Source organism: Janthinobacterium sp. GW823-FHT03B06 (genome assembly GCF_058796955.1).
The window spans coordinates 69,046-89,006 of record NZ_JBXAJE010000002.1; the positions used below are offsets into that span (position 1 = coordinate 69,046).

General features: G+C 63.8%; 17 protein-coding genes. 8 read left to right on the plus strand and 9 right to left on the minus strand.

All coding sequences use genetic code 11. The features are described from left to right. Positions 1 to 2: 2 nt before the first annotated feature. Complete coding sequence (locus AC1RBA_RS06180) at positions 3 to 3,140, minus strand: NAD(P)-binding protein (RefSeq protein WP_492417254.1); 3,138 nt, start codon at positions 3,138 to 3,140, stop codon at positions 3 to 5. Positions 3,141 to 3,340: 200 nt separating this feature from the next. Here AC1RBA_RS06180 and AC1RBA_RS06185 point away from each other — a divergent pair, with 200 nt between their 5' ends. Both AC1RBA_RS06185 and AC1RBA_RS06190 read left to right on the plus strand, forming a co-directional pair. After that, positions 3,341 to 3,889: a phosphohydrolase gene (locus tag AC1RBA_RS06185; protein WP_083293695.1), complete on the plus strand. Its 549-nt coding sequence runs from the start codon at positions 3,341 to 3,343 to the stop codon at positions 3,887 to 3,889. 362 nt (positions 3,890 to 4,251) lie between these two features. Beyond that, entirely contained in the window at positions 4,252 to 4,851 is a 600-nt protein-coding gene (locus AC1RBA_RS06190) for a response regulator (RefSeq protein ID WP_492417256.1), read from the plus strand. A gap of 416 nt (positions 4,852 to 5,267) precedes the next feature. Here AC1RBA_RS06190 and AC1RBA_RS06195 read toward each other — a convergent pair whose 3' ends face one another. Next, on the minus strand, positions 5,268 to 5,489 hold the full coding sequence (locus AC1RBA_RS06195; protein WP_070222254.1) for a hypothetical protein: 222 nt from the start codon (positions 5,487 to 5,489) through the stop codon (positions 5,268 to 5,270). A 263-nt stretch (positions 5,490 to 5,752) separates the two neighbouring features. Here AC1RBA_RS06195 and AC1RBA_RS06200 point away from each other — a divergent pair, with 263 nt between their 5' ends. The 3 genes from AC1RBA_RS06200 to AC1RBA_RS06210 are packed head-to-tail and all read left to right on the plus strand — an operon-like array spanning position 5,753 to position 7,154. Beyond that, complete coding sequence (locus tag AC1RBA_RS06200; RefSeq protein ID WP_175444697.1) at positions 5,753 to 5,929, plus strand: hypothetical protein; 177 nt, start codon at positions 5,753 to 5,755, stop codon at positions 5,927 to 5,929. A gap of 53 nt (positions 5,930 to 5,982) precedes the next feature. Continuing rightward, positions 5,983 to 6,573 (plus strand): chromate transporter, encoded by a 591-nt coding sequence (locus tag AC1RBA_RS06205; protein ID WP_409028296.1) that lies wholly within the window; start codon positions 5,983 to 5,985, stop codon positions 6,571 to 6,573. Then, the gene (locus AC1RBA_RS06210) at positions 6,570 to 7,154 is read left to right on the plus strand and encodes a chromate transporter (RefSeq protein ID WP_070222258.1); all 585 of its coding nucleotides are present in this window, start codon (positions 6,570 to 6,572) and stop codon (positions 7,152 to 7,154) included. The genes AC1RBA_RS06205 and AC1RBA_RS06210 overlap by 4 nt, the downstream gene beginning before the upstream one ends. Before the next feature lie 2 nt (positions 7,155 to 7,156). Here AC1RBA_RS06210 and urtE read toward each other — a convergent pair whose 3' ends face one another. From urtE to AC1RBA_RS06245, 7 genes are all read right to left on the minus strand, one after another. Continuing rightward, the gene (urtE, locus tag AC1RBA_RS06215) at positions 7,157 to 7,855 is read right to left on the minus strand and encodes an urea ABC transporter ATP-binding subunit UrtE (protein ID WP_492417259.1); all 699 of its coding nucleotides are present in this window, start codon (positions 7,853 to 7,855) and stop codon (positions 7,157 to 7,159) included. A 19-nt stretch (positions 7,856 to 7,874) separates the two neighbouring features. Further along, the gene (urtD, locus tag AC1RBA_RS06220) at positions 7,875 to 8,705 is read right to left on the minus strand and encodes an urea ABC transporter ATP-binding protein UrtD (protein ID WP_492417261.1); all 831 of its coding nucleotides are present in this window, start codon (positions 8,703 to 8,705) and stop codon (positions 7,875 to 7,877) included. Continuing rightward, positions 8,702 to 9,823 carry an urea ABC transporter permease subunit UrtC gene (gene urtC / locus AC1RBA_RS06225; RefSeq protein WP_492417263.1) on the minus strand — a complete coding sequence of 374 codons (1,122 nt, stop codon included), beginning with the start codon at positions 9,821 to 9,823 and terminating at the stop codon, positions 8,702 to 8,704. The genes urtD and urtC overlap by 4 nt, the downstream gene beginning before the upstream one ends. Continuing rightward, positions 9,820 to 11,406: an urea ABC transporter permease subunit UrtB gene (gene urtB, locus AC1RBA_RS06230; RefSeq protein ID WP_492417265.1), complete on the minus strand. Its 1,587-nt coding sequence runs from the start codon at positions 11,404 to 11,406 to the stop codon at positions 9,820 to 9,822. The genes urtC and urtB overlap by 4 nt, the downstream gene beginning before the upstream one ends. A 136-nt stretch (positions 11,407 to 11,542) precedes the next feature. Continuing rightward, positions 11,543 to 12,796 (minus strand): urea ABC transporter substrate-binding protein, encoded by a 1,254-nt coding sequence (gene urtA, locus AC1RBA_RS06235; protein ID WP_070313200.1) that lies wholly within the window; start codon positions 12,794 to 12,796, stop codon positions 11,543 to 11,545. Between the two features lie 185 nt (positions 12,797 to 12,981). Continuing rightward, entirely contained in the window at positions 12,982 to 13,770 is a 789-nt protein-coding gene (locus tag AC1RBA_RS06240; protein WP_492417268.1) for a DUF4349 domain-containing protein, read from the minus strand. A gap of 16 nt (positions 13,771 to 13,786) precedes the next feature. Beyond that, positions 13,787 to 14,398, minus strand: coding sequence for a transglutaminase-like domain-containing protein (locus AC1RBA_RS06245; protein ID WP_492417270.1), 612 nt, complete (start codon positions 14,396 to 14,398; stop codon positions 13,787 to 13,789). Positions 14,399 to 14,652: 254 nt separating this feature from the next. On the opposite strand from AC1RBA_RS06245, the gene AC1RBA_RS06250 reads away from it, so the two are divergent. Genes AC1RBA_RS06250 through AC1RBA_RS06260 form a run of 3 tightly spaced genes read left to right on the plus strand, consistent with a single transcriptional unit; the run spans position 14,653 to position 19,879 of the window. After that, positions 14,653 to 15,234, plus strand: coding sequence for a DUF2760 domain-containing protein (locus AC1RBA_RS06250; RefSeq protein WP_492417272.1), 582 nt, complete (start codon positions 14,653 to 14,655; stop codon positions 15,232 to 15,234). Further along, complete coding sequence (locus AC1RBA_RS06255) at positions 15,231 to 17,102, plus strand: Hsp70 family protein (protein ID WP_492417274.1); 1,872 nt, start codon at positions 15,231 to 15,233, stop codon at positions 17,100 to 17,102. Before AC1RBA_RS06250 ends, AC1RBA_RS06255 begins: the two co-directional genes overlap by 4 nt. A gap of 2 nt (positions 17,103 to 17,104) precedes the next feature. Continuing rightward, entirely contained in the window at positions 17,105 to 19,879 is a 2,775-nt protein-coding gene (locus tag AC1RBA_RS06260) for an Hsp70 family protein (RefSeq protein ID WP_492417276.1), read from the plus strand. Positions 19,880 to 19,961 lie beyond the last annotated feature (82 nt).

The following is a 19,961-nucleotide window of genomic DNA, read 5'->3' on the forward strand; positions in this document are numbered from 1 at the left end:
GCCTAGAAATCCGTCTCGCCCTGGATCACGGCCGGATAGCCCGTCATGGCGCGCGAAGTCTGCATGCCGGCCATCACGGCCGCCTCGACGCAGCCCGCGTTCAGGCCCGTCCTGATCCAGTCGCCCGTGAGGAACAGGTTGCTGAAGCCCGACTGGTCGGTCGCCAGCCGGTACTGCGTGCTGCCCACCACCGACATCACGTAGCGCTCGGACGGGTCGACGTTGGCGCGCCAGTACTGGCTGTCGAAGCGCGCCGGTCCCGTACCGGCCTTCGCATCGACCAGCCATTGCCACGGAAACGCGCCCGGCCCGCCCGCCTCGGGCCACAGCGCGCCGATCTCGCGTTCCAGCTGGTGCAGCGCGCCCTGTTTCGCCTTGGCCGCGCAGCGGGCGGGAAAGCCCGTGTCGGTGACGGGCGGGTAGCTGTCGACGGGGAAGGCGCTGCAAAAGTACGAAACGTTTTTCGGTTCCAGCCCCACCGGCCAGTCCTCGTGCGCCAATAACTGGTCCATCGGCGCCCACGTGTCGTACGGCTCCGTGAAGGCCGACAGCACCGGTTGCTGGCCCTTCGGCTGCGTGGTCCAGCCCATCTGAGACAAATCCTTGTTGAGCCACACCTGGTAAGCCTGCGTGGCCACCGTTTTCACCTTGTCGGCCGCCAATTGCAGGGCCGGGCTTTGCGCCAGCAGTTGCGGGCACAGGGCCGTCAGCGAGCCGATGGAAATGCCGAACACCACCTTGTCAAAATCGACGCCCTTCTTCAATACCGTGGCGGGCAGCGCGCGGCCGAACGCCTGCGCATACTGCTGCGGCCAGTCGCTCCAGTACGATTCCAGGTTGACTTCCTGCGCCTGCAGCAGCGCCGCCTGGGCCGGTGCGATCTGCCCATAATCGGGCGCGCTGGGCCAGCACGGCAAGCCTTTCACGTCCACCAGCGGCGCATAGCCGGCGGCGGGGTCCTTCAATTGCACCTGCTGCGTGATGCGGATGCTGTCGATGTCGCCCGCGCCCGGTACCAGTTCTTCCACGCGCTGGAAGAACTTGAATTCCACGCCGCGCTTGCGCAGCACCTCGTACAGCGGTGTAAAAATCGTGTCGCCCATGCCGGCCTGCATCTTGAACATGATACTGCCCTTGTAGGCCAGGCCGATGCGCGCCATCGAGCGCAGCAAGGTGCCCGCCTCGATGTTCGGCTTGGAAAAATCGCCGCCCTCGTAGGCAAACACCAGGTCGTAAAAGCCGCGCACGGGCGCCGAATTGACGCTGAACTGCTCGTCGCCGCCATGCTTGCGCAGCCAGGCGCGGAAATCGATGTCGTTGATGACGTCAAAGCCGTTCTTGAACACGCCATCCTCGAACATGCCCTTCATGACCGTGATGCCCAGGTCCAGGCAGGTGAACAGGCGGCGCAACTCGTCGTCGCCATCGATCAGCGCGCGGTAGCGCAGGCGCAGCCAGGCGCGGATGCCGTTCAGGGTGCTGGCCAGCAGCTGGTGGCGGGCCTGGTCGTGGCGCGTGGAGTCCGGCGCCAGGTCGGCCACCAGCGCCGCCAGCGCGCCCACGGACAGGCCCACGTCGAGCCCCAGTTCATCGGCCTGCCCCACCACTTCGTCGGCCAGGCGGCGCAACCAGCCCGGCCACACGCCTTCGCCCTGCGATGCGCTGGCGCGCACGATGCGCGCGTCGGCGTCCGCCACCTGGCGGATCTGGCGTATCCACTGCTCGATCCAGCCCACCATGGCGATGGCCATCTGCCACAGGGTGACGTCTTCGCCGCCCTCGCCCGGCTCGCCCGGCAAGGTGGGAAAGACAATGGACCAGTTGCGCCATTGTCCCTTGACGTCTTCCGACAGGGCCACGTAATCGTGTTGTTTAAAAGCGTCGCGCCAGGTGGCCAGCGGCGCGCCGGGCGGGCGTTCCAGGCTGGCATAGGCTTCCTTGATCATCCTGAAGGCGTTCGCGTAGAAGCCGAACCAGATGTGCAGGCCGTGCTCCTCGATGCGCTGGCCCGCCTGTGCATTGCGCCCGCTGGCGCCCTTGCCGCCCAGGCGCCAGCCCAGCTGGTAGACGGTGATGGCATGCCGGTTTTGCCAGCCCGGCTGGTTCGTCAAATAATACGCGGTGGTCATGGCCGCCACGCCGCCGCCGAGGATGGCGATCTTTTCCGGCGCGATGCGGGAATTGTCGACCAGTTCCTCGCCCGGCATGGCCGTGAAGTCGAAATTTACATTGAAGGGCAAAATCGCCGCCTGCGGTCCCAGCTGCAAACCCAGGGTCTGGTCCAGCGGGAAGCTGTCGAAGGCGTGCACCGTGCATTCGTATTCATAGCCGAGCAGGCGCGCGCTGTGCAGGCGGTTGATTTCGGCCGGCGCAGCCACCAGGGCCTGATACACGGCTTTCACGCCCGCGCTGTCGGGGAATTGCTTGAGGAAAATCTGATCGATGCGCGGGTTGCGCAGTAAGGACAAAATATCGGCCCAGCCAGCCTGGTCCATGTCGAAGAAATCGGGAATGGAGAGAAAAATCTCGAATGCCTGCTCGATGAGTTCCAGGAAACTGTTGACGGGTTTGTGCGGCCCCGTCTGCACGGTGGCATTGACTTCCAGCAGCGGGTGCAGGGCCAGCTTCGTTTCCGGCGAAAAATGCTGGAAGCCCTTGGCGGCGACGGAGCAGCGCAGCGGCTCGCTGCCGGCGGCGGGAATTTCGTAGTCGCACAGGTATTTCGGATAGCCGAACAGTTCGCGCCCGTTGATCAGGGCCATGGCGTCATCCACAAAAATGTGGCACGGATACCAGTAGATATGCGCGAGCTTGCCGCGTTCATCCATCTGGCCGACCATGATCCAGGTGACGATGTCGACTTCCGTGATCCAGCCCTTGGCCTGGTCAACGGGGTTGGCCGAGTCCGCATGGTTGACGCGCGTAAACGTCAGCATCACATACGGCGACAGGGCTTTCAGAGTCATCTTGCTGCCGGCCACCTGGTTCAAGGTGGTATTCACGGTGGCCTGCAGCTTGGCCAGGTCGCCCCTGACGAAATAGCCGTACATTTCCGACTGTTTCAATTGCAGCGGCGAGTGCATCATCACCGAACCGCCCTGATAGATATACGAAGGTCTTGCCGAAGGTATCGCCGTCATTGCCCTGCCCCTAAATGAAGTTTCAGACAAACAAGATTGCTATAGTGTATTTGAGAAAGAACAATGAATGATATGAAATAAATTAAAGGCTTTGCCAAGATGCATAGGCTCAGCAGCCCGACGCCTGTGCACCGCAGCCGGGGCAAGCCCATGCCATCGGGTGTACGATGAAGCATCTTGAGCGTTCCGAGCACCGTGCCATGGCAATGATTACCACCGACTACGTTTCCACTTATTCAGGCAACCGTTTTTATCCCTTGCGCCCGCATATCGACAAGGTAGCCATCGAGGACATTGCCCACGGCCTCGCCTACCAGTGCCGCTTCAATGGACAGACGCAAGTGTTTTACTCGGTCGCCCAGCACAGCTTGATCGTTGCCGAACTGGTGCCGCCCCATTTGCGCCTGGCCGCCCTGCTGCACGACGCGGCCGAAGCCTACCTGGGCGACATGGTGAAACCCTTGAAAGTATTGCTGCCCGAGTTTGCCGTGCTGGAAGACAAGGTCAGCGCCATCATCGCCGCCACGTATGGGCTGGATTTTTCCGATTACGCACCGATCAAGCGGGCCGACCTGATCGCGCTGGCCACGGAAAAGCGCGACCTGATGCCGCACTCGGCCGAACGCTGGGCTTACCTTGACGGCATCGCCCCCTTGCCCGGTATAATCGACGCCATGGGTCCCGCCGAAGCCAAGCAGCGCTTCCTGCACGCCTTTGCCCAGCTGGGCGGGCTTGGACTGGCCGCATGAAATGCTGCCACCTTGCCGCATGAACGGGCGCTAAGCCCCGGTTTTTGCACAGTTTTTTTAGATATCCACAGCAACTGTGGATAAAGTTGTTGATAAGCCCCTCTTGACAAGCCGCAACACCAGTATTGATGCGGGTTTCAACAATTTGCTGATTTCACAGGCAATTTTTTACCCCAATGAAATCAATGACTTGCAATCACGAATTTGCGCTCGAACAAAGTTACTTTGCCACAATGAAAATATATTTTGCTGTGCATAAGCAACCCTGGCCCATACCGTCTTGCTTGAACAGCATTGTTTTGACAAACCCCGTAGACTGGCATAGTGTGGAGTAGCAAGCACGATCAACGGTGGATAAACGCATGAACATGGATAGCGACAACGCCGCCAAGGGAGCGGACGAACCGGACTGGCTGGTCGACGAACCGCTGGAACGGGCAGGCGCGGCGGCAGAGCCTGCCACCGCGGCACCATGGCGCGTGCTGATCGTCGATGACGATGTCGACGTGCACGTGGTGACCAAGTTCGCCCTCAGCCAGGCCAGCTTCCAGGGCCGCAGGCTGAGCTTTTTGCACGCGTACTCGGGCGCCGAGGCGCTCACCTTGCTGCGCGGCACTTCCGATATCGCCGTGGTGCTGCTCGATGTGATCATGGAAACCCAGGATGCCGGACTGCAAGTGGCACGCCAGATCCGCGAAGAGCTGCACAACAGCGCCGTGCGCATCATCCTGCGCACGGGCCAGCCCGGCCAGGCGCTGGAACACCGCATCATCATCGATTACGACATCAACGATTTCTGGTGCAAGACGGACCTGACCACGCGCAAGTTGTTTACCACTGTGATCGCCTCGCTGCGCACCTATGCCACCTTGCGCGAAGCGGAGCAGCAAGTCGCCGAACTGGCTGCCGCCCTGGCCCAGTGCGGCGACACACCAGCGGCGCCGGCCGGCGGCACGCCCTGAACGTGGCCGCTACTTTCAGTCATAAAAACAAGAGCACTGGATAGGCATACAGGCTTGTGGCATGCCCCATTTTGGCCCATCTCGCGCGCCGAAAGCAGGCGCTGGCCCGCCCCTTTTTCCTAAGTGGCGGATTGTTAAGCGCTTTTTCAGATATCCACACGGACTGTGGATATCTTTGTGGATAAGGGCCTATTGACAGCCTTCAAAGCCACAGCCCGTGCGGCTTTCAATAAACTGCTCAATCAAACAGCAAAAATAAAATCCATTAAAATCAAACACTTAGAAAGTCACACATAATCACAAGAAAATTATTTCGCCAATTTCGTTAGCCCATCATTTGTGCATAACTGAGCCGTAATGATCAATCCGACAACACCGGACTGACGCTGCCGGCAATACAGTTGCCGCGAGGATACTCAGTGCACGGTCTGGCGGCGCTGCTCCGGATGCAGCAGCACGCGCTCGATCAGGTCGGGGGCGACATTGTATGACTTCAGGTATTCCAGCGCGCACAAGGTGCTGAAGGCTGCCTGCACGGCGATGCCCAGATTGACGATATCGGACATCTTCTGGTCGACGCGGGCATGCAGCACCACGGTTTTGGCGGGCATATGCAGCGTTTCTGTGGAATGAGGCATGATCGATGACTCCTGAAGAAAGCGACGGTGGCGGGATGCAGCAGCGGGGACCGGCACCAGCATGGCCAGCGCGGAAGGCGACAGCGAAAGTATTGCTGAAAAACGCGCGATGTCAATGCCAGCCAGCTATTGCAATGCAGTTTTTTTCGGGGATGCAAGGCCGCGCACCTTAAGGCAGGTCAAACGCCTCACGCGGCGCCGGCCTACCATGGGATTTGGCCGCCATCGCGCAGCTCCCGCCCTGCATGCAAAGGAGACACGACATGAATACAACACCGGATTCTGAGCAACATCCTGGCGACATCGCCCCGCCCGGCACGCCCGGCACGGGAGAAAACGTCTGCACGCATTGCATGGGCAGGGGCAACACGGACAATGGCCAGCCTTGCGTCATGTGCGGCGGCACCGGCGTGGTCATCGCCGGCGTGGGCGGCGGCTAGACGGCATGGAGATAGGCATGGACAAGGCGGAGCAGGCACGGCCATAATCGTGCATGCCCGCCGCCTCATCCACTCCCCAACCCGACCAGCCCCGTCCGGAACCGGCCTCGCTTGCCGACCTGTTCTTTTCGTTCACCTGGCTGGCCCTGCAAGGCTTTGGCGGCGTGCTGGCCGTGATCCAGCGCGAGATGGTCGAGCGCAAGCGCTGGCTGACGCAGGAGGAATTCCTCGAGGACTGGGCCGTGGCGCAGATCATGCCCGGGCCGAATGTCGTCAACCTGTCGCTGATGGTGGGCGGGCGCTATTTCGGTTTGAAAGGCGCGCTGACGGCGCTGGCCGGCATGCTGACCGCCCCGCTCGTCATCGTGCTTGTGCTGGGCGTGCTGTACACGCGCTTTGGCGACAATCCGCAGATGGCGGGCGCACTGCGCGGCATGGCCGCCGTCTCGGCCGGCATGATCGCCGCCACGGGCGTGAAGCTGGCGACTGCGCTGGCCAGGCATCCGCTGCCCCTGTGGCTGACCTTGTCCATCACCGTGCTGGGCGTGCTGATGGTGGCCGTGCTGCGCTGGCCCCTGCTGTACATCCTGCTGGGTCTGGGCGGCATCGGCTGCCTGCTCACCTATCGAAAGCTGTCCACATGAATCCGCCCCTGCAACTGGTGTTAAGCGCGGGCGACTGGCTGAACCTGTTCGGCCACTACCTGATGCTGTCGCTGATGTCGATCGGCGGCGCCATTTCCACCACTTCCGAAATGCACCGCTTCCTCGTCGAACAGCATGGCTGGCTGACGCAGGCGCAATTCAACGAGTCGATCGCCATCGCCCAGGCCGCTCCCGGCCCCAATGTGCTGTTCGTCGCCCTGATGGGCTGGAACGTGGGCATGAATGCGGGCAGCTACACGGCCGCCTATCTCGGCGTGTTCATCACGATGGTGGGCATCATGCTGCCCAGCACCACCCTCACCTACGTGGCGGCCCAGTGGGGCTACCGCAACCGCGACCTGCGCCCCGTGCGCGCCTTCAAGCAAGGCATGGCGCCCATCGTCGTCGCCCTCCTGATTTCCACGGGCATGATCCTGGGCGGCGCCAACCATGACATCCGCACCGACTGGCCCCTGTGGAGCCTGTCCATCGTGGCCGGCCTGATCATCTGGCGCACGAAGATCCATTTATTGTGGCTGCTGGCGGCCGGCGCCGTGCTGGGCTGGTTCCAGCTCGTCTGACCTTACACGGCCAGGTGCCGCTTCACCTCATCGCCATCCATCTGCGCCGCCACTCCGCTGGCCACCACGCTGCCGCGCGACAGCACGATGAACTCGTCGGCCAGTTCGCGGGCGAAATCGAAATACTGTTCGCACAGCACGATGGCCATGTCGCCCCGCTGTTTCAACAAGGAAATGACCCTGCCGATATCCTTGATGACGGAGGGCTGGATACCCTCCGTCGGCTCGTCAAAGATGATCAATTGCGGCTCGGCCAACAGGGCGCGGGCGATGGCCAGTTGCTGCTGTTGCCCGCCGGACAAATCGCCGCCGCGTCGCTCCAGCATCTCCTTGAGCACGGGAAACAGCTCATACACGTGGGGATCAATGCGCGAGGCCAGCCTGCCCCGCTTCACCGCCATGCCCATCAGCAAGTTTTCCTCGACCGTCAGGCGCGCAAAGATGTCGCGCCCCTGCGGCACGTAGGCCATGCCCAGCCTGGCGCGCGCATGCGGCGCCAGCTTCGTGATATCGCGCCCCTGGAACACCACCGTGCCCTGCGCCACGGGCAGCACGCCCATCAGGCATTTGAGCAAGGTCGTCTTGCCCACGCCATTACGCCCTAGCAAGGCCAGGCATTCGCCCTTGCGCGCCGACAGGTCGATGCCGCGCAATGTGTGCGAGGAGCCATAGTATTGATTTAATTGTTGCACTTCGAGCATGGCCTGCGATCTCCCCTTATTATCTTCCCAGATAGACTTCGATGACTCTCTCGTCGGCTTGCACTTCGTCCATGCGCCCCTGCGCCAGCACGGCACCTTCATGCAGCACGGTAACGATGCCTTGCTGAGCGATCTCCGTGACGAAACCCATGTCGTGCTCGACGACCATGATCGAATGCTTGCCGCGCAATTCATTGAGGAGTTCCGCCGTGCGCGCCGTTTCCGCATCCGACATGCCGGCCACGGGTTCATCCAATAAAATCAGCTGCGGCTCCTGCATCAGGAGCATGCCGATTTCCAGCCATTGCTTTTGCCCGTGCGACAGCAAGCCGGCCGGCCGCGCTTCGTGGCCGTTCAAGCGGATCAGGCGCAAGACCGATTCGATCCTGCCCGCCTGCTCGGACGTCAGGCGCGCAAACAGGGTGGGCGCCACGCGCTTGTCCATCTTCATCGCCAGTTCCAGGTTGTCGAACACCGTGTGCTGCTCGAATACGGTGGGGCGCTGGAACTTGCGGCCGATGCCCGCATGGGCGATTTGCGCTTCCGTCATGGTGGCCAGGTTCATGGTCTGGCCAAACCAGGCCGTGCCGGACGTGGGCCGCGTCTTGCCCGTGATGACATCCATCATCGTCGTCTTGCCCGCGCCATTCGGGCCGATAATGCAGCGCAGCTCGCCCACGGAAATATCGAGGCTCAGTTTATTAATGGCCTTGAAGCCGTCGAACGACACGCTGATGTCTTCCAGATACAAAATGGCGCCATGCGTCGTATCGACGCCCTCGCCTTTTACGCGCGCATACGTGGGGCCAGCCTCGGTGCCGGCCATGCCGGGCAACATGCGGATGCTCATGCGGCCTCCTCTGCCACGATGGCGACTTTTTTACGTTTGAGCTTGTTCAACACACCGAGCATGCCCTGCTGCATGAACAGCGTCACGCCGATGAACAGCAAACCCAGCGCGAACAGCCACAATTCCGGCAGGACGGCCGTGAACCAGCTTTTCAAGCCGTTCACGGTAAACGCACCCAGAATCGGACCGAGCAAGGTGCCGCGCCCGCCCACCGCCACCCACACGACCATCTCGATGGAGTTCGCGGGCGACATTTCGGACGGGTTGATGATGCCCACCTGCGGCACATACAGGGCGCCGGCGATGCCGCACAGCACGGCCGACAAGGTCCAGACGAACAGCTTGAACCACAGCGGGTTGTAGCCGAGGAACATCAGTCGCGCTTCGCTGTCGCGCACGCCCTGCAGCACCCTGCCCAGTTTCGAGCGGACGATGGCGCGCGCGCCGATCATGGCCGCCAGCAGGAAGGCCAGGGTCAGCAGGAACAGCACGGCCCGGGTGGCGGGTGCCGTGATGTTATGGCCCAATATCGTCTTGAAATCCGTGAAACCGTTGTTGCCGCCAAAGCCGGTGTCATTGCGGAAGAACAAGAGCATGAAGGCATACGTCATCGCTTGCGTGATGATGGAAAAATACACGCCCTTGATGCGCGAGCGAAAGGCAAAGTAACCAAACACGAAGGCCAGCACGCCCGGCACCAGCACGACGAGGGCCATGCAGTACCAGAAGTGTTCCGTGAAGGCCCAGTACCAGGGATAGGTTTTCCAGTCGAGAAAGACCATGAAGTCGGGCAAGCTGCTGCGGTACTGCCCCTGGTCGCCGATGGCGCGCATCAGATACATGCCGTGCGCATACGCGCCCAGGGCAAAGAACACGCCGTGGCCCAGGGACAGGATACCCGTGTAGCCCCAGACGAGATCCAGCGCCAGCGCGGCCAGCGCATAGCACATGAACTTGCCCACCAGCGCCACCGTGTAGGCGGAGACGTGCAAGGCATGGCCTTCGGCAAACGCCAGATTAAAGATCGGCAGCAGCGCCGCAAGCACGCTGCAGGCGGCAATCGCCAGCCAGACGGGCCGCGTGAACAGGCCCTGTTTGATCGGGTAGGAGGTAGTCATTCGACGCTGCGTCCCTTCATGGCAAACAGGCCCTGCGGCCGGCGCTGGATGAAAATGATGATGAACACGAGAATGGCGATCTTCGCCAGCACGGCGCCCGCCACCGGTTCGAGGAATTTGTTCACTTCGCCCAGGCCCAGCGCGGCGATCACGGTGCCGGCCAGCTGGCCCACGCCACCGAGCACCACCACCATGAAGGAATCGACGATGTAGCTTTGGCCCAGGTCCGGCCCCACGTTGCCCAGCTGCGACAGGGCCACGCCGCCGAGCCCGGCGATGCCGGAGCCGAGGCCGAAAGTCAGCATGTCGACCTTGCCCGTGGCCACGCCCACGCAATCGGCCATTCGGCGGTTTTGCGTAACGGCCCGCACGAACAGGCCCAGGCGCGTCTTGTTGAGGATCAGCCACACGGCCACGACGACGACGACGGCGAAGCCGATGATGGCCAGCCGGTTGTACGGCAACACGAGGCCGCCCAGTACCGTCACGCCGCCCGACATCCAGGCCGGGTTGGCCACTTCCACGTTTTGCGCGCCGAAGATCGTGCGGACCAGCTGCATGAGGATCAGGCTGATGCCCCAGGTGGCCAGCAGGGTTTCCAGCGGCCGCCCGTACAGCCAGCGGATCACCGTGCGTTCCAGTGCCACGCCCACCAGGCCGGCAACAAAAAACGCGGCCGGCAAGGCGGCCAGCAGGTAGGCATCCTGCAAGCCCGGCAGGTAGGCGCGGAAGAACAGCTGGCATAAATACGTCGTGTAAGCGCCTATCATCAGCAATTCGCCATGCGCCATGTTGATGATGCCCATCAGGCCGAAGGTGATGGCCAGGCCCAGCGCGGCCAGCAGCAGCACGCTGCCCAGCGAGATGCCGTAAAACACATTGCCGGCCAATTCCATGCGCGACACTCGTCCCTTGATCTGGCGCATGGTGTCGATGGCGGCCAGCTGCACGGCTTCGTCGGGTTCGCCGCCCTGCTCCAGCATGGCTTGCAGCACCGGCAGCAGGCGCGCATCGCTGCTGCCCGCCAGCGCCTGCACGGCGGCCTTGCGCGTGGCGGCGTCGGGTGCATGCAGGTTGGCGCTGGCGATCAGCACTTGCAATAGTTGTTGAATTTCAGCGTCGCTTTCCCGCGCCAGCGCGGTGCGGATCAGGGGGAGCTGCGCGGGGTCGACCGCCTTTTGCAAGGCTTGCGCGGCGGCCAGGCGGGCGCTGCGCTCCGGCGCCAGCAGCTGCAAACCCGACAAGGCGCCTGCCACAGCCGCGCGCAAGCGGTTGTTGACCATCACGCCGTCGATGCCGTCGGGCATCGGCACGTTCCGGCCAATTGCCGGGTCAACCGCCTGCTCGCCGTCAACGATGTACACCTTGCCGTCGGGCGCGGCGTACAAGGCGTCGTCCTGCAGCGCTTGCAGCACCTTGGCAGCCTCGGGCGTGGCCAGGGCGGCGATCTGCGCCACGGCGGCGACCCTGGCGTCGGGATCGTCGCCGGCCAGCGGCTTGAGCAGGTCGGGAGGGATGGCGGCCTGCGCCAGCGAGGATAGCAACAGGCAGGCGAGGACCAGCAGTTTGGGGAGAAGCTGCATGTGCATGGATTCCATGTAGTAAAGCCGATGTCTTGATAGGTATCCTTCCCCCAAGACAAGGACAGGGGTCAGACCCGCCGGGTCTGACCCCAGCTCTTTGCCTGGGGTTGCGGCGACGAATCGAGGCGCAAGCTTTTTACAGCTTCTGCTTGCCCTCATTGCCCTTGATATACGGGCTCCACGGCTGGGCGCGTATCGGTTCCTTGGTTTTCCACACGACATTGAATTGCCCATCGGCCTTGATCTCGCCGATCATCACGGGCTTGTGCAAGTGGTGGTTCGTTGCATCCATGGTCAGGGTGAAGCCCGATGGCGCCTTGACGCTCTGGCCCGCCATGGCGGCAATCACCTTGTCCGTGTCCGTCGATTTCGCTTTTTCCACGGCTTGCGCCCACATGTGGATGCCAACATAGGTCGCTTCCATCGGGTCGTTCGTCACCACCGAACCCGCGTTCGGCAGCTTTTGCGCCACGGCGTACGCCTTCCACTGCTTGATGAAAGCGGTATTCACGGGGTTCTTGACGGATTCAAAGTAATTCCACGCCGCCAGGTGACCGAGCAAGGGTTTGGTATCGATGCCGCGCAGCTCTTCCTCGCCCACGGAAAACGCGACGACGGGCACGTCCGTCGCTTTCAGGCCCGCATTGCCCAGTTCCTTGTAGAAAGGCACGTTGGAATCGCCATTGATGGTGGAAATGACGGCCGTCTTGCCGCCGGTGGAAAACTTCTTGATATTGGCGACGATGGTTTGATAGTCGGCGTGGCCGAACGGCGTGTAGACCTCGCTGATATCGCTATCCTTGACTCCCTTGCTTTTCAGGAAGGCGCGCAGGATCTTGTTGGTGGTGCGCGGGTATACATAATCCGTGCCCAGCAGCACGAAGCGCTTGGCGCCGCCGCCATCTGTGCTCATCAGGTATTCGACGGCGGGAATCGCCTGCTGGTTGGGCGCGGCGCCCGTATAAAACACATTCTTTTCCAGCTCCTCGCCCTCGTATTGCACCGGGTAAAACAGCAGGCTGTTGAGTTCCTTGAAGACGGGCAAAACCGACTTGCGCGACACGGACGTCCAGCAGCCGAATACCACGGCCACCTTGTCTTGCGCTACCAGTTGTCTCGCTTTTTCCGCGAACAAAGGCCAGTTCGACGCGGGGTCGACGACGACGGCTTCCAGCTTCTTGCCCAGCACGCCACCCTTGGCATTGATCTCGGCAATCGTCATCAGCGCCACATCCTTGAGCGATGTTTCGGAGATGGCCATGGTGCCCGACAGGGAGTGCAAGATGCCGACCTTGATCGTATCGGCGGCCAGGGCTGCCTGCATATAAGTGGACGTGGCCAGGGCGAATGCGCCGGCGGCGGCCGCTTTCAGGATGATGCGTCGTGACATGGGGACTCCTGTGATGGGTTCGTGGGGTCGAGCTGGGCCTGCCATGTTGTTAAAGCAGAATGCGTGCCAGCGCCTACAGCTGTCCGCCATGGTGCACGCGGCGCTCGCCGCACGAAAAAAAACCTGGCTGCACAAGGACTGTGCAGCCAGGTTTCAAATTGCCGTAAAACGGTGCGCCGGAGGCTTTAATCCTTGCGCGGCAAGCCTCTCAAGCGGCGCCAGCCCTTGCGGCCCAGCGGGAACAGCAGCACGAAAGCGATCAGCCACGGCAGGATGTAAGCCATGGCCGTGATGGCGTTGGCCACGCCTTCCGACAGGTTGTCCGTGAAATTGCCCAGCGCACGCTTGACGGGCCGCCAGAACGATTGCTTGCCTTCAGCGCTGATCATTACGTTCAGCAAGTCCGTGTCGATGCGCTGCATTAATAGCGCATTGGCCGCCGTCGCCTGCTCCAGCTCCACTTGCACGGTGGCCAGCTCCTTCGTCACCTTGATCAGCGCATCGACATTCGCGCCAGAGCGCTTTTCCAGGTCTTGCAGCTGCGCCTGGTACTGTTTCAGCATCTCCAGGCGCTTCTTGCTGTCGAGCACAGGACGGCCCAGGTCTTCCACCTTGGTGCCCTGGCTGGTGACGTCGCCTTCGGCCGCGACCAGCGCGACGAGCTTTTTGATGCCGGCCGGCTTGGCGCGCATGCTGATGCGCGCATGCACGTAGCGGCCGCTGTCGAGGCTGGAATCGAGCAGCAAACAGCCGTTTTCCGTATCGGCCTTGCAGGCGGCGACCACTTTTTCATACAGAGGCCGCACTTGCGCCTCGCTCGTATCGACGCTGACATTGTGTTCATAGGCAAGAAACTCGCTGCCTTTTTCCTTGCCATCGAGACGCGCGGCGCTCGATTGCCCGCCGCTCTCGCCCTTGCCGCCGCAACCGGCCAGCAGCAACAGGCCGAACAGACCAAGAGACACTTTTTTCATGATTTCTTTCTTGAAATTATTTTTTCAGCGGCAACAATTCGATATCGGGCAAGTGCGCCGCCACATCCTGCACGGTCGCATGGCCGGTCAGCGAGGCGATCACCTGGGGCAGCGGTGCCGGCCAGATTTCCGGCAAATCGCGCTCTTCCGGCGCCAGCACGGGAAAGGCCAGCTGTTCCTGCGGCGGCGTGAAGGCGGCCGCGACACCAGGCTTGTTGCCGCGCGCATCGATGCGGTACCAGCCAACATCCTGCAGATACACGGCGTTCAAGCCATGCAGGCAAAACGGCGGGCCCGCTTCCCCCACGGCCAGGCGCTGGTAGCACAGGCCGGCGGGAATGCCGTTGGCGCGCAGCAGCGCGGCCAGCAGATGGCTCTTCGCATAACAGTAGCCCGTGCCATGCTGCAACACGTCGGAAGCGCGGCAGGTGACGGGATTGCGCTGGTAGTCCCAGCTGTGGGCGACTTCGTCGCGCACGAAGGCAAAGCAGCGGGCCGCGATGGCGGCGTCGCCTACGGCGCCTGCCGCCAGTTCGGCCGCCTTGGCGCGCACGGCCGGATGATCGCTATTGATATACAGGCTGCTGGCTAGATATACGGAAAAGTCGGGGGAAAAGTCGGTAGACATGGCATAAAGGCAATGCGAAAAGATAATGCGCGATTTTAGTCGAAGCGGCGCAACATTCAGCGTTTCTTTGCGCAGGAACAAAGAAAATCCACGCCTCAGGCTCGCTGCGCGGGGGCCGGTGACTTTGGCGCCGGCCCGGTAGCTGGTATCATGCGGGCAAACGCAGCCGGCCCTGTTGGCCCCGCACATGGCACTACCTTGCGAAGCGGCCCCCGCCGCCGACGCCACCCTACAGATCAGAGAAACGAGTTCCTATGAGCACACCATCGTCCCACCCATCGTTCTGGCGCCGTGTCCCGCTGGCCTTCGGCGCCTTCTTCAACACCCTGTCGGACGCCGCCTATGCGGCCCGCGTGGAAAAGCTGTCGCTGCCCGAGGCCGCCCCCGTGGCACCCGTGGCCCCTGCTCCGGCGCCCGTGCCGACGCCGGCAGCCGCCCCCGTCATTTTGAAAGAAGCGACACCGGACGCGGCCCTGCAATTGCTGGCCCTGCTGCAACGCGAAGCGCGCTTGATCGACTTCACCCAGGAAAACCTGGGCAGCCATGCCGATGCCGACATCGGCGCGGCCGCCCGCGTCGTGCATGAAGGCTGCGCCAAGGTCATGCGTGAATACTTCACCATCGACGCCGTGCGCCAGGAAGCCGAGGGCAGCCGCATCGTGCTGCAGGAAGGTTTTGATTCCGCGCAAGTACGCCTGACGGGCAACGTGATCGGCTCGGCGCCGTTTACGGGCACCCTGAGCCACCGCGGCTGGCGCGCCTCCAGCGTGCGCCTGCCGAAGCTGAGCGAGCAACACGATGCCGCCATCCTGGCACCGGCCGAGGTGGAACTGTGAGCGATCAAGCCAACAACACCCCGCGCTACGCCATCGGCATCGACCTGGGCACCACCCACAGCGCCCTGTCATATGTGAACCTGGTCGAGAGCGACGGCGAGCAATCCAGCCACGGCGTGCTGAAAGTGCCGCAACTGTCGGCACCGGGCACCGTCGAAGAATTGCCGCTGCTGCCGTCCTTCGTTTACCTGCCGCACGCCGACGAAGTGGCGGCGGGCGACCTGGCCCTGCCCTGGGTCACCGAGGAAGCCGAAGCGCCGTTCGTCGTGGGCGAAATGGCCCGCAGCCGCGGCGCCACCACGCCCATCCGTCTGGTGTCGAGTGCGAAAAGCTGGCTGTGCCACCCGGGCGTGGACCGCCGCGCGGCGATCCTGCCGAACGACGCGCCGGCGGAAGTGGCGCGCATCTCCCCGATCACGGCCGCCACGCGCTACCTGACGCACTTGCGCCAGGCCTGGGACAACGCCCACCCGCAAGCGCCGTTCGCCGAGCAGGAAATCACGGTGACGATACCCGCCTCGTTCGACCCGGCCGCGCGCGAGCTGACGATGGAAGCGGCACAGGCGGCCGGCTACACCTCGCTGACCCTGCTGGAAGAGCCGCAGGCGGCACTGTACAGCTGGATACAGACCAGCGAAGGCCGCTGGCGCAAGGAAGTCAAGCCGGGCGACATCATTTTAGTGGTCGACGTGGGCGGCGGCACCAGCGACTTTTCGCTGATCGCCGTGCTCGAGCGCGACGGCGTGCTGGAACCGCACCGCGTGGCCGTCGGCGAACACATCCTGCTCGGCGGCGACAATATGGACCTGGCCCTGGCCCACTTGGTGGCGCGCAAGCTGGCCGCCAATGGCACCCAGCTGGACGCCTGGCAAATGCGCGCACTCACTTATGGCTGCCGCAGCGCCAAGGAAAGCCTGCTGGCCGACAGCGGCCTCGATGTGGCACCGATCGTCGTGCCGAGCCGCGGCTCGAAACTGATCGGCGGCTCCATCCGCACGGAACTGACGCGCGCGGAAGTGTCCACCTTCATTCTCGACGGCTTCTTCCCGCAGGTGGAAGCGTCGAGCCGCCCTGCCGTGCGCACGCGCGCCGGCCTGACGCAACTGGGCTTGCCGTATGCGCAGGACGCGGCCATCACGCGCCACCTGGCCGCCTTCCTGGGCCGCCAAGTGGCGGCGACCAGCGAACTGGAAGGTTTTGCGGGCCGCCAGGCGGAAGGCGCCAGCTTCTTGCATCCGACGGCCGTGCTGTTCAACGGCGGCGTCTTCAAGTCCGACTTGCTGGTGCAGCGCATCATGGCCACCGTCAACGACTGGCTGTACATGGAAGGCGCGGAGCCGGCGCGCATGCTGGCCGGGGCCGACCTGGACCTGGCCGTCGCCCGTGGCGCGGCCTACTACAGCTACGTACGGCGCGGCCACGGCGTGCGCATCCGCGGCGGCACGGCCAGCGCCTTTTATGTGGCCATCGAATCGGCCATGCCCGCCATCCCCGGCATGGAACCGCCGATCCAGGCCCTGTGCGTGGCGCCGTTCGGCATGGAAGAAGGCAGCGAGCTGGAACTGCCGGGCCAGCAATTCGGCCTCGTCGTGGGCGAACCCGTGCATTTCCGCTTCTTCGCCTCGTCCACGCGCCGCAACGACCAGATCGGCGACTTGCTCGACTTCTGGGGTCCCGATGAATTGCAGGAGCTGAGCGAAATCCAGGCGACCCTGTCCGCCGAAGGCCGTCAGGCCGGCGACGTGGTGCAAGTCAAGCTGCACGCCAGAGTGACGGAAGCGGGCACCCTGGAGCTGCTGGCCGTTTCCCCTGACGGCGCCGAGCGCTGGAAGGTGGAATTCGACGTGCGCGGCGCGCCGCAGCAATAAACATGGGCAACGCTGCGGGCAAGCCGGCCTTCCTGGTCGGCATCGACCTGGGCACCACCAACACGGTGGTGGCGTACGCCAATGCGGCCAAAGCGGCAGATGGGCAGGCGGACATCGAGCTGTTCGCCATCGAGCAGCTGGTCGCGCCCGGCGAAGTGGGCGCACGCCCCCTGCTGCCGTCCTTGCGCTACCACCCCGCCGCCGGCGAACTGGCGGCGGGCGATTTGCAGCTGCCATGGCCGCAGCAGGACGTTGAGCATGCCGTGCTGGGCGCCTTCGCGCGCCAGCTCGGCGCCCAGGTGCCGGGCCGGCTGGTCACCAGCGCGAAGAGCTGGCTGTCGCATGCGAACGTGGACCGCCAGGCGCCGATTTTGCCGTGGGGCGCCGATGCCGACGTGGCCAAGGTCTCGCCCGTGGCGGCCAGTGCCAGCTACCTCGCCTACGTGCGCGCCGCGTGGAATCACCGCTTCCCGCACGCTCCCCTGGAACAGCAGGAACTGGTGCTGACCATTCCCGCCTCGTTCGACGAGGGTGCGCGCGCACTCACATTGGCAGCGGCGCGCATGGCGGGCTTGCCCACCTTACGGCTGGTGGAAGAGCCGCAGGCCGCCTTTTATGACTACCTGCACCGCCGGCGCGCCACCCTGCGTGCTGACCTGGCACAGACGCGCCGCATTCTGGTGTGCGACGTGGGCGGCGGCACCACCGATTTCAGCCTGATCGACGTGGCCTTCGATGACGACGGCGCACCGCAGCTCACGCGCAGCAGCGTGGGCAACCACCTGATCCTCGGCGGCGACAATATGGACCTGGCGCTGGCCCACCTGGTGGAAACGCGCATGGCGGCAGGCAGCGAAGGCGGCATGAAACTGTCTGCCGCACGCTTGTCACAACTGATGGAGCGCTGCCGCGCCGCCAAGGAATTGCTGCTGTCGAGCGACGCGCCCGACAGCGTCACCGTGACCCTGCTGGGCGCGGGATCGCGTTTGATCGGCGGCAGCCGTTCCGCCGACGTCACGCGCGAGGAAGTGGCAGCCCTGGTGGTCGACGGCTTCTTCCCGAAGGTGGAACTGGGCGACACGGCGAAAAAGGGCCGCGCCGGCATCGTCGAATTCGGCCTGCCGTATGCGCAGGACGCGGCCATCACGCGCCACCTGGCCAGCTTTTTGCAACAGCACCAAGGGCCACTGCCCGACACCCTGCTGCTCAATGGCGGCGTGTTCCGCGCCGACGCGCTGGCGCGCCGCTTGGCCGAGACGCTGGCGCACTGGCGGGGCCAGCCCCTCACCATCCTGCACAACGATAACCCCGACGTGGCCGTGGCCCGTGGCGCCGTCGCCTACGCGCTGGCGCGACGGGGCCAGGCGCCGCGCATCGGCGGTGGCTCGCCGCGCAGCTATTTCCTCGTGCTGGGCGAGGCGGGCAAGGACCATCGCGCCGTCTGCATCCTGCCCCGCGGCAGTGCCAGCGGCGAGGAAATCCGCCTGACGGAGCGCCTGTTCGCGCTGCGCCTGGGCCGGCCCGTGCGCTTCCACCTGGCCACTTCCCTCTTTGAGTCGGGCACGCCGCCCAAGTTGGGCGAGATCGTCGACCTGAACGCCGGAGAATACTTGCGCCTGCCGCCGCTGGCCAGCGTGCTGCACGCCAGCGACGGCAATGACAAGCGCGAGATCACCGTGCAGCTGGCCACCGTGATGACGGAAGTGGGCACCTTGGAAGTGCACTGCGTGGCCGAAGCCGATGCCGACCAGCGGTGGCTGCTGGAATTCCAGTTGCGTGGCGAGGAGGAAACGCAGGCCGACACGTCCAGCGTGCCGCCGCGCGTGAAGGAAGCGGCCGAGAAGATCGAGCGCATCTTCGGCGGCAAGGCGCAAAAGGTCGAGACCAAGGAAGTGCGCCAGCTGCGCCAGCACCTGGAACGGGGACTGGGCGGGCGCGAAAGCTGGGATACGCCCTTGCTGCGCCAGCTGTTCGACGCCCTGATGCTGCGCGCCCGTGGCCGGCGCCGCTCCGCCGAGCATGAGCGGGTGTGGCTGAATCTGGCCGGCTACTGTCTGCGGCCCGGTTATGGCGATGCGCTCGACCCGTGGCGTATCGAGCAGCTGTGGGCCCTGTTCGACGCGGGCGTCCAGCATCACAAGGACAACCAGGTGTGCGCCGAATGGTGGACCCTGTGGCGCAGGGTCGCCGGCGGCTTGAGTTCGGAGCAGCAGCTGCGCCTGCTCGACGACTTCGCCTTCAACCTGCAAGCCGATGCGGCCCAGCGCGGCAGCCGCCCCGTCACCCTCGTCAACGGCAGCGACGACGACATGCTGCGCCTGGGCGCATCGCTCGAGCGCATCCCCGGCGCCTACAAGGCCGAAGTGGGCGCCTGGCTGATCAAGCGCCTGCAAAAGGCTGATAAAAGGGGCGAAGCGGCGGACACAAATACCCTGTGGGCGCTGGCCAGGGTCGGCGCGCGCCAGCCCTTCCACGGCAGCGCGCACGAAGTGGTCGACAGCGACACCGTGGCCGACTGGCTGCACGTGCTGCTGGCGCTGGACTGGAAAAAAGTGGAACCGGCGGCGTTTGCCGCCGCCCACCTGGCGCGCATGACGGGCGACCGCTCACGCGACATCGCCGACGACCTGCGGGCCACCATCCTCGCCCGCCTGAAAGCGGTGGGCGCACCGCCCCTGTGGCAAACGATGGTCAGCGAAGTGACACAGCTGGATGAAACAGCTACCCGGCGCATGCTGGGCGAGGCGCTGCCGCCGGGCTTGAAGCTGATCGGCTGAAACCATGGCTCACGTAGGTCGGATTAGCGTAGCGTAATCCGACAATGCCACTATCATCCAAAAATAGGGCAATGGCGCGGCA

What these genes read in the sequence shown, in the direction of transcription:
- AC1RBA_RS06180 (WP_492417254.1), bottom strand. Translation starts at nt 3,140, where the DNA reads ATGACGGCGATACCTTCGGCAAGACCTTCGTATATCTATCAGGGCGGT.
- AC1RBA_RS06185 (WP_083293695.1), top strand. Translation starts at nt 3,341, where the DNA reads ATGGCAATGATTACCACCGACTACGTTTCCACTTATTCAGGCAACCGT.
- AC1RBA_RS06190 (WP_492417256.1), top strand. Translation starts at nt 4,252, where the DNA reads ATGAACATGGATAGCGACAACGCCGCCAAGGGAGCGGACGAACCGGAC.
- AC1RBA_RS06195 (WP_070222254.1), bottom strand. Translation starts at nt 5,489, where the DNA reads ATGCCTCATTCCACAGAAACGCTGCATATGCCCGCCAAAACCGTGGTG.
- AC1RBA_RS06200 (WP_175444697.1), top strand. Translation starts at nt 5,753, where the DNA reads ATGAATACAACACCGGATTCTGAGCAACATCCTGGCGACATCGCCCCG.
- AC1RBA_RS06205 (WP_409028296.1), top strand. Translation starts at nt 5,983, where the DNA reads ATGCCCGCCGCCTCATCCACTCCCCAACCCGACCAGCCCCGTCCGGAA.
- AC1RBA_RS06210 (WP_070222258.1), top strand. Translation starts at nt 6,570, where the DNA reads ATGAATCCGCCCCTGCAACTGGTGTTAAGCGCGGGCGACTGGCTGAAC.
- urtE (WP_492417259.1), bottom strand. Translation starts at nt 7,855, where the DNA reads ATGCTCGAAGTGCAACAATTAAATCAATACTATGGCTCCTCGCACACA.
- urtD (WP_492417261.1), bottom strand. Translation starts at nt 8,705, where the DNA reads ATGAGCATCCGCATGTTGCCCGGCATGGCCGGCACCGAGGCTGGCCCC.
- urtC (WP_492417263.1), bottom strand. Translation starts at nt 9,823, where the DNA reads ATGACTACCTCCTACCCGATCAAACAGGGCCTGTTCACGCGGCCCGTC.
- urtB (WP_492417265.1), bottom strand. Translation starts at nt 11,406, where the DNA reads ATGCAGCTTCTCCCCAAACTGCTGGTCCTCGCCTGCCTGTTGCTATCC.
- urtA (WP_070313200.1), bottom strand. Translation starts at nt 12,796, where the DNA reads ATGTCACGACGCATCATCCTGAAAGCGGCCGCCGCCGGCGCATTCGCC.
- AC1RBA_RS06240 (WP_492417268.1), bottom strand. Translation starts at nt 13,770, where the DNA reads ATGAAAAAAGTGTCTCTTGGTCTGTTCGGCCTGTTGCTGCTGGCCGGT.
- AC1RBA_RS06245 (WP_492417270.1), bottom strand. Translation starts at nt 14,398, where the DNA reads ATGTCTACCGACTTTTCCCCCGACTTTTCCGTATATCTAGCCAGCAGC.
- AC1RBA_RS06250 (WP_492417272.1), top strand. Translation starts at nt 14,653, where the DNA reads ATGAGCACACCATCGTCCCACCCATCGTTCTGGCGCCGTGTCCCGCTG.
- AC1RBA_RS06260 (WP_492417276.1), top strand. Translation starts at nt 17,105, where the DNA reads ATGGGCAACGCTGCGGGCAAGCCGGCCTTCCTGGTCGGCATCGACCTG.